This window comes from Corynebacterium pseudopelargi (assembly GCF_003814005.1).
GTDB classification, from domain to species: Bacteria; Actinomycetota; Actinomycetes; order Mycobacteriales; family Mycobacteriaceae; genus Corynebacterium; species Corynebacterium pseudopelargi.
Genome location: NZ_CP033898.1, coordinates 871,442 through 884,663 on the forward strand (window position 1 = coordinate 871,442; position 13,222 = coordinate 884,663).

Sequence of the window (13,222 nt, forward strand, 5' to 3'; positions counted from 1 at the left end):
AACACGCCTCATGCTACCGGGGAAACAGCGATATTTCCCCAGGAGCTTTTCGACGCGCCGCATCTCATTGTTTACGTTGCAAATACGTCATTGCCGCCACCACTGCAGCTTTGGTAGCCGCCTCGATGGTCGGTTCATAATCCGGCAAGAAATTCGCCATGTGATTCACCGGCACCATCTCGCCAATAGCGCCGGCCTCTTCAGCTTGTTGCCACAACTGCCTCGGCGTGCAGCCAAGGGTCCAATACAGATAGGGAGCACCAAAGGCCGCGGGAATGTTGGCGAAATCTTCCGATGCAGTCCAACGATTCGCCGTGCGTGACTCACCACCAAAAATGGCATCGAAATTCGCGCGCACTCGTGCAAAAACGTGCGGATCATTATTGGTTAAAGGCCCGTGTGCGAAATAGCGAAACGTGGGTGGATGACAGCCCGATGCGGAGCATTCCCCTCGCACCACTCGCTCAATAGCCGCATAGAGGCGTGCCTTTACTTCCTCGGAATAGGTGCGGCAATTCACCACGATGCGTGCCGAGCCAGGGATGGTGTTATTGGTATGTCCCGATTCCAAGGTGCCCACAGAGATCACGGCAAAATCAGAAGGCGCGATCTCCCTGCCCACGATGCCTTGGAGACGCACCACCACCATCGCCGCGGCATACGTCGGGTCAATGGAATTGTGCGGCATAGAGCCGTGAGCACTTTTGCCCTTGATGATGATTTCAATCGAGTCGCAGGCAGCAGCGGCCGCACCAGGCATAGAAAGCACACGCCCGGCAGGGCCTGCCACGATGTGCTGACCCAAGCACACCGTTGGCGTGGGGATTTTGGCACTGAGACCATCGGCCACCATGATCTGCGCGCCCGCACCATTTTCTTCTGAAGGTTGGAACAGGGCGATATAGGTGCCTGACCACAGATCGCGGTGTTCGTCGAAAAGCGAAAGAGCACTTAAAAGCGCCGTGGTATGCATGTCGTGGCCACAAGCATGCATCTTGCCTTTGATCTGCGAGGCGTAGGGGGCACCTGAATCCTCGGTCACGGGAAGGGCATCGAAATCTGCACGCATCAACACATTCGGGCCTTCGCCATTGCGCATTACAGCTACGATGCCGTACCCACCGATGGGGCTGATCACCTCGCAGTCGAAGGCTTCAAGGGCGCGAAGAATTTTCTGAGCCGTCAGCCGCTCCTCACCTGAAAGCTCGGGGGCGCGGTGCATTGATGTATAAAATTCGAATTGCCAGGGCTGGTTTTTATAACCACTCAGCATCCTCGTGATGCTGTTACTCACAGATTCACCTCAAAAACAATCATGATCGACGTAACATGCATCAACGCTAGCAGCGTTGAGATAGCAAAGGGTTATATTTCAAGGAATTGCGCTGCACCGTGCATTCCTCCGCGATCCTGATATTGCCAATGTGGCCTTGATTGCGAAGCTCATACAGCTTCGGCACCACCCGGTCGCGCACATCCCAAGGCGAAAGGGTATTCAGATAAATCTTGGTGCCGCCCTCAAAACCGGCGAGGGTGGAAACGCGCCACTTGATCATCACTCGCCAGGGCATCGCAAGATCTAAGCCCGCAGGCTTGTGGTGCCACTCCTCATTACAAGGAACATCCGCGCCTGCCGCGGCGTGGCAAGCGTGCAAAAGATCGCTCATCGCCTCGACTTCCTCGGCGCTTTGGAGCCACGGTTCTGCAGTAGCCGATTTAGAAAACACCTCCAAGGTGGGGTAGCGGTGCCCAAAACCTGCAAAACACACGGCGTGATCATTTTCGGCAATGATCAAATTTTGCTCGGCGGCATAGTCCACGGCCCACTCGTTATACATATTCGGGTTGCTACGCAGCCGGCTGATTTCGTTCTGGGCGGCAAGGCCACGCTCGTCAATAGCCACGAGTTGTTTATGCAAATGATCAAAGGAGGCGCCGGCTGGTTTAAGCCAATTCTGAAATACCGCCACATAATGCGCGTAGCGATTCCTGCGATACAGATCCGCCATCGAGTCAATGGTGAAACGAATCAGATCATGATGCTCTTGCCTGCTCAAGGTGCCAGCAGAAGCAAGCTGCGCACTCGTTTCGGCACCGTCGACAAAATGGCGACGCGCAATAATTACGTCATGGCCGCCACCAAAGAATGCTTCACCGGCGCGCAAGAGCTCATCTTCTGAAAGCTCGGGATCTAACCCTGCGGCGCGGCGTTTTGCCTGCACTGTCGTTTTCACGTGCTCGCGCCCGAGATCGCTGTGCAGATACTCCTGCATCCAAGCGCTGGTGTTGGCATCCATGGTGTAGCCATAGTTTTCGCGCCAATAGTCATAACTGACGATCTCAAAGAGGTTCGCTACACGACGAAAATCCGCAGAACCATCGATGTGCTCTGGGCGAAGCGTCTGAATCTTGCCGTGAGTAATGCGGGACTTTTCTGGGGGAGTTTCAAATACGCGGTCGCTACAAAAGGCACAGGTGGTGCTGAAGTCATGAGCTTCGAGCAGATGCGTGTCTGTGGTGGGGTGGGTGAGTGGTCGGTTGCCGCGTCCGGGCACTGTCCAAACTTCGGTGCCGGAAAATGGGTTGATTTGTTTAATCGTGCCATCGGCCATGGTTTGAATTGGCGCAACGCGGGAATACATCTGAGCACTCATGCAATCAAGCGTATACCCTGACCTCATGAGTATCGCGAGTATCCATTTCGACGTGCTAGCACCAGAGCAGGCAGCCGAGCTTCTGCCCCAACGATTCGATGCCTTAAGCGCGTTGCTGATGAAAAAGGGCATGATCGAACGCGCCGAGGTTGAGCTCAGCATTCCCGACAATGCCTTAGAAACGGAACTTCGCGCCGTGTATTTAGAAACTTATGAGGAGCTTCCGCCGGTAGATCCAGAAAGCATGCGGGTGTATCGCCTCAGCCTCAAGGTAGACACGAATAGCTCACTCAACCAAGTAGCGATGCTGTATTCCCGCTTGCTTACTCCTCCTGCGGCATTGCCTAATGATCCGCTCGCGCTGGCCAAGGAAGAACAATTTGAACAGCCCGCGCCCTATCCCTGGTTTTTGAACATCGAAGCAAAGCGCTGAGCTACCTCGCGGCCGGCTTCGCGTAATTGCGTTTCCGGCTCACCTTCGCCGAGGGTGATCTGCCAGGCGTTTGCTTCGGCGTCGTGGCGCCCGGCCACGATAGCGACGGGGGTTGTTCCTGCCATCTCAAGGACCGTGCCAACGACCTTGCCGTGCAAAGATTGCGCATCGAAGCGACCCTCGCCGCTGATGATTAAATCTGCTTCCATGTCCTCTAATCCAGCAGCCGAAGCGATCACTTTCGCGCCGGGCAGGAGCTGCACCTGGGGTTGGCCGTGAAGCAGCGCTGAGAGCCAAGTAATGCCAATGGCCAACCCGCCGGCGGCTCCCATTCCGGGTGTTGTCGGATCTACTCCGGTGACTTGGCACAGTCGTGCGAGGCCTGCATCAAGCTTTTCGACGTCCTGAGGCGAAGCCCCTTTCTGTGGTCCGAACACTGCCGCTGCCCCCTCTGGGCCGGTGGCCGGATTGTCAACGTCGCTAAGCAGCACCCACTGCACGCTCGCTGCAGGGATATTCAGCATGGCGGTATCGATGTGATCCAGGTGCGCAAGACCTCCGCCGCCTTGGGCAATGGTGTGTCCTTGGGCATCGAGCAAGTTTGCACCTAGGGCGACTAAGATGCCGCTTCCGCCATCAACTGTCGCGGTGCCACCGAGGCCGAGCACGATGGTGCGGGCGCCGCGGGTTTGGGCGTCGGCGATGAGCACGCCTGTGCCGTAGGTGTCGGCGATAAGGGGACGTGGGGCGTCGATAAGCGTGATGCCAGAAGCCGCGGCAACGTCGATATATGCGGTGGCGGTGGATTCATCAAAGCGGTAGCTCGCCTCGATGAGTCGGCCGAGCGCATCGGTTGTGGGGAGAGTCACATCAACACCTGTAAAGCGGGCGGCGGTGCCTTCGCCACCATCGGCCATGGGGGCTAAAACGATCTCGCAGTCGAGCACCTCTTGGACTCCTTCGGCGAGCCATTGTGCAGCTTGATCGGCATTGGCGGTGCCTTTAAAGGAGTCTGGGGCGATGATGATCTTGGCGGGGGAATTCATGGTGTTTATCGTCCCACAGGTGTTCAAGAATTGCGTCTTAGGGCACAAGTGAAGGCCAAAGTGTCCCTCCCGGCTTTAATCCACCTTTCTATCGGTCTATAGTTACCTGCACACGCTAACCACATCCAGTGGTGCCGATAGAGATTGGAAAAGCGCATGGCAATTGACGACAAAGTCTCCGCAATCTACGACGAGCTGCTCAAGCGCAACGCCGGTGAACCAGAATTCCACCAGGCCGTTGCCGAGGTGCTCGATTCGCTGAAGATCGTGCTCGAAAAGGATGAGCACTACGCCGACGATGGCCTGATCCAGCGCCTTTGTGAACCAGAACGCCAACTCATCTTCCGCGTCCCGTGGACTGATGACGAGGGCAATGTTCACGTCAACCGCGGATTCCGTGTCCAGTTCAACTCTGCACTCGGCCCCTACAAGGGCGGCCTTCGCTTCCACCCCTCGGTCAACCTCGGCATTATCAAGTTCCTCGGTTTCGAGCAGATCTTCAAAAACTCGCTCACCGGCCTGCCCATCGGTGGCGGCAAGGGCGGTTCGGACTTCGACCCCAAGGGCAAGTCTGATCGTGAAATTATGCGATTCTGCCAGTCCTTCATGACTGAGCTCTACCGCCACATCGGTGAATACCGCGACGTGCCCGCCGGTGATATCGGCGTAGGCGGCCGCGAGATCGGCTACCTGTTTGGCCAGTACCGTCGTCTAGCTAACCAGCACGAATCCGGTGTCCTGACCGGTAAGGGCTTGGCATGGGGCGGCTCGCTTGTTCGTACCGAAGCAACCGGTTACGGCCTTGCATACTTCACCCAGGAAATGCTCAAGCACCACGGTGAGTCTTTCGAGGGCAAGAAGGTTATTGTCTCCGGCTCCGGCAACGTTGCTATTTATGCAATCCAGAAGGTGCAAGAGCTTGGCGGCACCGTCATTGCTTTCTCCGACTCCGGCGCATGGGTTGAGTGCCAAGACGGCGTAGACGTAGAAAAGCTTCGCGACGTCAAGGAAGTTCGTCGCGAGCGTGTCAGCGCCTACGTAGACGAAGTAGAAGGCGCAGTGCTGCACGAAGAAGGCTCCATCTGGGATCTGCCTTGCGACGTCGCCCTGCCTTGCGCAACCCAAAACGAGCTCAACGGCGATCACGCCCGCGTGCTTGCCGATAACGGCTGCTCCTACGTCGCTGAAGGCGCAAACATGCCTTCCACCGCCGATGCCATCGAGGTCTACCGCGAGCGCGGCATCCACTTCGGCCCCGGCAAGGCCGCCAACGCCGGTGGTGTAGCCACCTCGGCACTGGAGATGCAGCAGAACGCATCGCGCGACTCCTGGACCTTCGACTACACCGATGAGCGTCTGCGCGAGATCATGATCAACATCTTCAAGACCTGTGCATCCACCGCCAAGGAGTACGGACATGAAGGCGATTATGTCATCGGCGCAAACATCGCCGGCTTTAAGAAGGTAGCCGACGCCATGCTTGCTCAGGGCATCATCTAAACGTCCGAAGCTATCGAAGCCACACCCGGAAAAGGGTGTGGCTTTTCTTCGTTGATATGTAATGCAGGTGGTTAATATTTTCTAGATTTAAAATGTGATACGTCGATCTCTCAGAAAGGAACCCGATGGTTACTCGACGTATTTCCCTCCTAGCCGGAGCTGCCATCAGCGCAACCCTCGGTGCAATGAGCGTGCTCACGCCCCTGCAAGCCCAAGCACTGCCAGGTGCACCAGTCGCTGATGCCCAGGTGGAAGCCTGGACGGCGATGGGGCCACAACTTGAGCCCGCAAAAACGCTACCCGGCGCACTTGCCATCGCCATGGGCGCGAATAACCCAAGCCCGAAGGGTGCAAATGAAGCATGCAGCCTCGAGGGTGAAAACCCAGTGGTGCTCATTCACGGCATGACTTCAAATGCATATTCCAGCTTTGGTGCAATTAGCCCGGTGCTCAAGGCTCAAGGGCGTTGCGTATATGCCATGAATTATGGCTACTACACGCCCGAAAACACCGGATCTTCTGCCACCCAAGTACTACCTGGCTTCTATGGCTACGATTCACTCGATCGCTCACTTGCCCAAGTAAGCGAACAGATTGAGATGGTCAAACGCGAAACTGGCGCACAAAAAGTCGATTTGGTGGGTTGGTCTGCAGGTGGTTCGCTTGCTGCCGCTTATGCCAAGCAGGTTGGCGCAGCGGGCGTGGGCACAGTGGTATCCATCGGCGGTGTGCTGCATGGAACGACCATGGGCGGGCTTTCCAATCTTGTGGAAAAGTCCCAGGCAGCGGGTGTTCCGGCCGATGCGTTTATTGCGGCAATCGTTGGCCCAGCCGGCAATGATCTGCTCAAGGGCTCAGCGTTTATGCAGCAGATGAATGAAGGTGGCTTAGAAGCTCCGGGTGTTCGTTATGTTGCTATTTCAACGCTTTACGACGAATCCGCCACTCCTTTAGAGGCAACCCAATTCAACGCCGGCGACTTTGAAAACTTGATCATCCAAGATGGTTGCCCCAGCGATAAGGTCGATCACCTTGGCACTCCATACGATGACCGCGCAATTGCAATGGTGGCCAATGCTCTAGGTGGCGATGTGGCCTTAAGCTGCAGGGTTGAGGTTGGTCCTGCTGCGGGTCTTTCCAGCCAACGCTGATTCATCAGGGCGTTTTAAGCTTCCCTGTGCCTGGATGTGCAGGGAAGTTTTTGTGTATCTGTTCATGCGATGGCGTTGGCCGTAAGGGTGTTACCCCCTGATGTGCAGTGTTTAGCTTTTGTGGTGCAAGGCGAGGGTAGCGGGGTGATTTGGGGTGTTTGCAATGGCATTTGCGAGGTGTCGAGAGAGAAGTTCCATCTCGGAAAGCTACTGAAAAAGAAAAACTGTAAAGGTGCTTTACATAACGTCCATTTATGTTTTGGATGGTGTTCATTATCCCTTCTCTTTCCTAAAGGAGCGTTATAGTGTTTCACCTTCGAGCAAAAAGCCTTGCGGGGGTCATGCTTTTAGCCTGCACGGCCTTGTTACATCCCTCCGTGGCATCAGCGCAAAACGCTGAGGCTGAAGTGGCCGCGTGGACCGGCATGGACGCGCCCATGGCTGCAAGCAAGACGTTGCCAGGGGCGGCGCTGCGGGCGTCGACAAGCCCCTATGCCAGCCCGATGGGCGCAAATCATGACTGTGAAACCACGTCAGACGAGCCGCCGGTGGTGCTCATTCACGGCATGACCTCAAATTCCTATGCCTCCTTCGGCGCCATCGCTCCGGCGTTGGCGGCGCAGGGCAAGTGCGTGTTTGCGCTGAACTATGGCTACTACGGCACAGACGCTGTCGCTGGATCCTCGGTGGCAGGCTCATTGCCGGGATTTTTTGGGCTTGGCCCGATGCAAGCTTCGCTTGAAGAGATCAACGGGCAGGTTGCTCAGATCAAGGCGCACACCGGAGCCGAAAAAGTAGACCTGGTGGGCTGGTCTGAAGGTGGGGCACTGGCCGCGGCGTATGCAAAGCAAGACAAGGGCGATGTGCGTACTGTCGTGTCGATTGCAGGGGTGCTAAGAGGCACTACGGTGCTTGGCATCTCAAACCTGCTAGCACGTGGCGATGCGATGGGAATGGATACCGGGCGAGTTATTTCTGCAGGTCTTGGCCCAGCAGGCAATGATCTGTTAGAAGAATCTGCCTTTATGACTGCCCTGAAAGAAGGCGGTATCGAGGTGCCGGGCGTGCGATATGTTGCGATTTCTACCCTGTACGACGAAGCGGCAACCCCGCTCAGCGCGACGCAATTCAATGGGGGAGAGTATCGAAATATCGTGGTCCAACACGAATGCCCTCAAGATCGCGTTGATCATCTTGGCATGCCGTATGATCCGCGAACCATCGCCTTTGTTGCAGAGGCTTTAGGCGTTCCCGTGACGGTGCCGTGTGTAAAAAATGTCGGTCCTGCTGCAGGTTTGAGGCAACCGGCCTAGAAAGCTGCAAAATTTCCTCTCTCCAGTTGCGTCCATCGAATACCTGTTCTATATTCGTGGTGAACAGTCCAACTGGGGAGGGGAACAGTGGGGAAATTCAAGCACCAGCAACACAGCAGCGCAGGAGACTTCCAGCGCCGAATCAACGAACTCAATATCGAATTCTGGATCGCACAGCACCCTGAAGATGCCGCCGATTTTCATACGCAGCTCGACCGGATAGCCGGTGAGATGAATATCAGCCGCCATGATGTCAGGATCGGTATGCGTATCGGGGTGCTGCTTCGCAGGTTTGCGCAGTTCGCGCAGTGTATTCGCGATCACGGCTATCACGTGAACATGGCAAAGCTCAGCACCGTGGAACAGCACGTAGTCGCGATCCAGCCCGAACACGAGCCTCAAGTCGAGCAATTCCTGATCGAATACTTCACGCCAACCGTCGATGATGAAGTCCTGCCGCAGCCAGCAACGATTGCAAAGCATCTAAGAAGCTTTATCGCCACCATCGATGAGCAAGCCGCGAAATCGCCACGAGGTAACCAACAACGTCGGGCCCGCTTCATTAGAAACCACAACGGCACCACCCGTTTTAGTGCCAACCTTTCCGATGTTGAAGCCGCGAAGCTCCAAGCCGTGCTGAAAAAGGAACAACGTGAGGGCATGGAACTTGTCGATGCGTTTGCCAAAGCCCTCGACTCGCGCACCATAACCAAGGTTCACCTGCACCTTTTCAAAGACCAAGCCGGCATTTATCACCTGCTTGGCTCTGGGCCGCTTTTCGACGCCCCCGCGCTCGTAGCCAAAGCAACCCCGAGCGAAATCGACGCGAGTGCTTCTACTGCCGAATACAGGCCCACGCCAGAGATCAGAAAAATGGTGCAGCTTCTCGACGGTACCTGCCGCTACCCAGGCTGCTCGCGGCCCGCACAGGAATGCGACCTTGACCACGTGATTAATTATGACGAAGGTGGCCCGACCGAACCTTCGAATCTTGCATGCCTCTGCCGCTTCCATCACACGATGAAAACCTCAGGCAGGGTTCACTACACACTGCATAAAGACCGCACAATCACCTGGTATTTCGGCGAAAATACTAAAACCACCAAGCCGCACGGTGAAGCAATTCCTCGGGCAATGTTTTCCCAAACGTGGGCTGAACACGAAAACAAGCGCATCAAGCTCCGCCGATCCGCCTAGCGACACGCCCACCAGCCTGCAGAAAAAGCCACAAGGCGCGTTTACGATGGAGACATGTACCGCGTATTCGAAAGCCTTGATGAACTAGTTCAAACCGTAGAGCAAGCCTACGGCGTACCCATGACTTCCAACTGCATGGTTCCGCGTAACGAAATGCTCGCACTCCTCGACGATCTGCGAAACGCTTTGCCTGTAGAGCTCGACGATGCCCAAGATGTGCTCGACCAGCGCGATGAAATTATCCGCGGTGCCGAAGAACGCGCCAATAGCACCATCGAACAGGCCAGCACCGAAGCTGCTGATCTTGTAGAAGGCGCACGCCAAGACTCCGAAGCCATGGTCGCAGACGCAGAAAACCGTTCACATGCAGCGGTGGCCAAAGCCGAAGATGAAGCCGACCGCATCGTTGGAAGCGCACGCCGCGAAGCTGAAGATACTGTGGCCCGTGCCCAAGCAGAGGCAGATCGCCTCGTTGCAAATGGCAATGAGCAGTACCAGCGCAGCGTCGATGAGGGTCTTGCCGAGCAACACCGTTTAGTTAGCGAATCTGAGGTAGTCCGTCGCGCAGACGAAGAAGCGCACCGCATTGTTGATGCTGCACACGCAGATTCCAACCGCTTGCGACAAGAATGTGATGCGTTTGTAGAAAACAAGCTCGCTGAGTTTGAAGAAGCCCTTTCTTCCACGCTTCGTACCGTTGCACGAGATCGTCGCGCTTTGCGCAGTGGCGCAGGTGCTTCGGGCACAAGGAGCTATGAGGGGTAGAATTCAACGGTGATGAATAACGAATCTTCACCGTATGTGTTCGATGTTGGAAACGCCCTTCGTAGTGGCATCACGGAAGTGTTGCTTAACGAAGGGCCTACTCCGGTGCGTGTAGGCCCGGAAATGATCGCGGTCCCGGAGGGGAAGCAGGTTCGCGTTGAGGCGCGAATCAACCCGCTTGGAGACGCGGTGATGGTGGACGCAACGCTTGATGCTGAGCTTGAGGGGCAGTGCGTTCGCTGCCTTGCTGATTTGCGTCCCCACTTGCATCTCGATGTGCAGGAAGTATTCGGCGTGGACGAGGACTTCATTCAGGGCGATGATCCTGAAGACGATGAGGTGCCACCGCTGATTGAACGTGACACCGTTGACCTTCAACAGCTTTTCCTTGATGAAGCTGGCCTGAATTTGCCCTTCAGTCCCGTGTGTGAGGGCGAGTGTGAAGGTGATGTGCCTGAGCCTGACACTGAAGAAGAAGTTCGTGACATTCGCTGGGCTGGATTGGAGAAGTTCCTGTGAGCAGAAGGCGTCGAAAAGCTGCTGTTGAGGTCATGCACTTCGGCGACCTCGACTATGCGCCCTTGCTAGAGGCATTTGGGGTTGAGATTCCTGATGAGCTGCTCAATTTGGCGCTCACGCACCGTTCTTACGCCAACGAGAAGGGCTTTTTGCCCAACAATGAGCGCCTGGAGTTCCTCGGCGATGCGGTGCTGGGGCTTTCTGTGGCCGGCAGGCTTTTCGACGTCTACCCCTCGCGTCCGGAAAGTGATATTTCCAAGATGCGGGCCAGCATCGTGAGCCGCTATGCATTAGCGGAGGTGGCCAAAGAGATCGGGCTTGGTCAATATGTGCTGCTAGGCCGCGGTGAATTGCTCACTGGTGGCCGGGAAAAAGACTCAATTTTGGCTGACACGATGGAAGCCATGCTGGGTGCGATTTATCGTGAGCATGGCTTTGAGGTGGCTCGTGAATCGGTGCTTCGTTTGTTCGAGTCGCGAATTCAGCATGCCACTGCCGCGGATCGTCATTTGGATTGGAAGACTTCGCTGCAGGAGCGTCTGGCTGAGCTGAAGTTCCCTGTGGCTCGTTATGTCGCTGAGGTGGAAGGGCCTGATCACGAGCAGCAATTCACCTCGACGGTGATGGTTGCTGAGCATGCTTTGGGTCAGGGGCGTGGTCGAGCCAAGAAGTTTGCAGAGCAAGAGGCTGCGCGGTTGGCGGTTGAGGCGCTGGAGTCTGTGGAGCGCCAGCAAGAGATCGCGCGTTCTTTGTCTTAGTGCGCTGAGCAGCAGCGTTCGTGCCGTGACCTACCCGCATATCGGGTTGTGGGGTGTGTCATATTTGGCGTTGATGTTGTTCTAATGCATAACTCTGGGCTGGTGGGGGTTAGGATGCTGCACATGGAAAGTGTCCAAACCTTCATCGCCAATGTGATCAATGACAAACTTTGGCTGTTTATCTCCTTCCTGCTGCTAGCCGCAGGTATCTACTTCGGTGTACGCACCCTTGTCGTGCAGATCCGTATGATTCCCGAGATGTTCCGCTCGGTGGGCGAGAAGCCATCGGATTCTGCGACGGATGAAAAGGGCATCAGCGCATTCAAGGCTTTTAGCATCTCTGCTGCTTCCCGCGTGGGCACGGGCAACGTCGCCGGCGTGGCTGTTGCTATTACCGTTGGTGGTCCTGGCGCGGTGTTCTGGATGTGGGTGGTGGCCCTTGTTGGTGGCGCCACGGCATTCGTTGAGTCGACCCTGGCACAGTTGTGGAAAACTCGTAACGCTGATGGCTCCTATCGTGGTGGCCCGGCGTATTACATGACTCGCGGCCTCAATGCTCGTTGGCTTGCGGTGATCTTCGCCTTCGCCATCACCTTCACTTATGGCTTTGTGTATAACTCGATTCAGTCCAATTCGATTGCAGAGTCGATGGGTGAGTCTTTCGGGCAGGATGCTTTGTGGTTTAAGGCCTTGATTGGTTTGGTGCTTGCCATCATCACTGCGTTGATCATTTTCGGTGGTGTGCAGCGCATCGCTGATTTCACTCAGATCGTGGTGCCTGTGATGGCTGTTGCTTACCTGATCATCGGCATCGTGGTGGTAGCAGTGAACTTCCAGGAAGTTCCGGGGATGATCGCCGATATCGTCGGCAGCGCTTTGGGCTTCAAGGAGGTGCTGGGCGCAACACTGGGTCAGGCATTCTTGATGGGTATGCGCCGTGGTCTGTTCTCGAATGAGGCCGGTGAGGGTTCTGCGCCAAATGCTGCGGCAACTGCAACTGTGTCTCACCCCGTAAAGCAGGGTCTGGTGCAAACCTTGGGCGTGTACTTCGACACGATTCTGGTGTGCTCGATTACCGCGTTCATCATTTTGCTGAACAACCCCACCTATGGTGCAGAGGTTCAAGGCGCCACGCTGACGCAGCAGTCCTTGGCAGCAGAGCTCGGTGGCTGGGCCGTGCACTTTGTTACCTTGATCCTGTTCTTCTTGGCATTTTCTTCGGTGATCGGCAATACCTACCTTGCGCAGGCAAATATCGAGTACTTCACTGAGTCGAAGGTGGTTATGACCATCTTCCGCGTGGTGGTGTTGGCATGTGTGTTCTTAGGCGCGATTGGTTCGGTGCCGCTGGTGTGGGCTCTTGGCGATACCTTCGCCGCGATCATGGTCTTGATCAACCTCACCGCGATCATCCCGATGGCCGGTATTGCGGTGAAGCTGTTGGCGAATTACTCGGCGCAGAAGGCAAAGGGCTACGACCCGGTCTTCCACGAGGACATGTTGCCAGGTGTTCCCAATATTGAGTGCTGGGATGGCTCTGATCCGGTGACGCACCGCAACGGCCAAATTGTCAGGAGCGTGTAGATGTCGACTCGTTTGACTGCTTGGGTGCATGGCCAGGTGCAAGGCGTTGGTTTTCGCTGGTGGACGTACTCTCAAGCCAAGGAGCTTGGTCTTGCGGGGTCCGCCACAAATCTGGCTGATGGTCGTGTGTGCGTGGTGGCCGAGGGGCCACAGCAGGCATGCGAGGAGTTGCTTGAGCGTTTAAGCGGGCAAGATCCTACGCGCCCGGGGCAAGTGGATTCGGTGATTGAGCGTTGGTCTGAGCCAAAAGGGGTGCGTGGGTTTAGCACGCAGTAGCAGCCCAAAGGCTCTGCTAAAATTTC

Annotated in this window: 13 protein-coding genes; 10 read left to right on the top strand and 3 right to left on the bottom strand. The window is 56.0% G+C overall.

What is annotated here, in order from left to right; all coding sequences use genetic code 11:
• Window positions 1–64: 64 nt before the first annotated feature.
• Window positions 65–1,273, bottom strand: coding sequence for an amidohydrolase (locus CPPEL_RS04155; protein WP_123961217.1), 1,209 nt, complete (start codon window positions 1,271–1,273; stop codon window positions 65–67).
• A gap of 67 nt (window positions 1,274–1,340) precedes the next feature.
• Entirely contained in the window at window positions 1,341–2,654 is a 1,314-nt protein-coding gene (locus tag CPPEL_RS04160) for a DUF4921 family protein (RefSeq protein WP_123959955.1), read from the bottom strand.
• A gap of 25 nt (window positions 2,655–2,679) precedes the next feature.
• Here CPPEL_RS04160 and CPPEL_RS04165 point away from each other — a divergent pair, with 25 nt between their 5' ends.
• The gene (locus CPPEL_RS04165) at window positions 2,680–3,087 is read left to right on the top strand and encodes a hypothetical protein (protein WP_123959956.1); all 408 of its coding nucleotides are present in this window, start codon (window positions 2,680–2,682) and stop codon (window positions 3,085–3,087) included.
• Here CPPEL_RS04165 and CPPEL_RS04170 read toward each other — a convergent pair.
• Entirely contained in the window at window positions 3,051–4,133 is a 1,083-nt protein-coding gene (locus CPPEL_RS04170; RefSeq protein WP_123959957.1) for a glycerate kinase, read from the bottom strand. The genes CPPEL_RS04165 and CPPEL_RS04170 overlap by 37 nt on opposite strands.
• A 156-nt stretch (window positions 4,134–4,289) precedes the next feature.
• Here CPPEL_RS04170 and gdhA point away from each other — a divergent pair, with 156 nt between their 5' ends.
• From gdhA to CPPEL_RS04215, 9 genes are all read left to right on the top strand, one after another.
• On the top strand, window positions 4,290–5,633 hold the full coding sequence (gene gdhA / locus CPPEL_RS04175; RefSeq protein WP_123959958.1) for an NADP-specific glutamate dehydrogenase: 1,344 nt from the start codon (window positions 4,290–4,292) through the stop codon (window positions 5,631–5,633).
• A 125-nt stretch (window positions 5,634–5,758) separates the two neighbouring features.
• On the top strand, window positions 5,759–6,784 hold the full coding sequence (locus CPPEL_RS04180) for an esterase/lipase family protein (RefSeq protein WP_123959959.1): 1,026 nt from the start codon (window positions 5,759–5,761) through the stop codon (window positions 6,782–6,784).
• A 362-nt stretch (window positions 6,785–7,146) separates the two neighbouring features.
• Window positions 7,147–8,097, top strand: coding sequence for an esterase/lipase family protein (locus CPPEL_RS04185; protein ID WP_164470374.1), 951 nt, complete (start codon window positions 7,147–7,149; stop codon window positions 8,095–8,097).
• An 87-nt stretch (window positions 8,098–8,184) separates the two neighbouring features.
• Window positions 8,185–9,294 carry an HNH endonuclease signature motif containing protein gene (locus tag CPPEL_RS04190; protein ID WP_123959961.1) on the top strand — a complete coding sequence of 370 codons (1,110 nt, stop codon included), beginning with the start codon at window positions 8,185–8,187 and terminating at the stop codon, window positions 9,292–9,294.
• 54 nt (window positions 9,295–9,348) lie between these two features.
• Window positions 9,349–10,059, top strand: a complete 711-nt coding sequence (locus tag CPPEL_RS04195) for a DivIVA domain-containing protein (RefSeq protein WP_123959962.1) — start codon at window positions 9,349–9,351, stop codon at window positions 10,057–10,059.
• 12 nt (window positions 10,060–10,071) lie between these two features.
• A complete protein-coding gene (locus tag CPPEL_RS04200; RefSeq protein ID WP_123959963.1) occupies window positions 10,072–10,578 on the top strand; it encodes a YceD family protein in 507 nt (168 codons plus the stop codon).
• Entirely contained in the window at window positions 10,575–11,336 is a 762-nt protein-coding gene (gene rnc / locus CPPEL_RS04205) for a ribonuclease III (RefSeq protein WP_123959964.1), read from the top strand. Before CPPEL_RS04200 ends, rnc begins: the two co-directional genes overlap by 4 nt.
• A 123-nt stretch (window positions 11,337–11,459) precedes the next feature.
• Window positions 11,460–12,920 carry an alanine/glycine:cation symporter family protein gene (locus CPPEL_RS04210; RefSeq protein ID WP_123959965.1) on the top strand — a complete coding sequence of 487 codons (1,461 nt, stop codon included), beginning with the start codon at window positions 11,460–11,462 and terminating at the stop codon, window positions 12,918–12,920.
• Window positions 12,921–13,196: an acylphosphatase gene (locus CPPEL_RS04215; RefSeq protein ID WP_123959966.1), complete on the top strand. Its 276-nt coding sequence runs from the start codon at window positions 12,921–12,923 to the stop codon at window positions 13,194–13,196. It abuts the gene before it with no gap.
• Window positions 13,197–13,222: the final 26 nt, after the last annotated feature.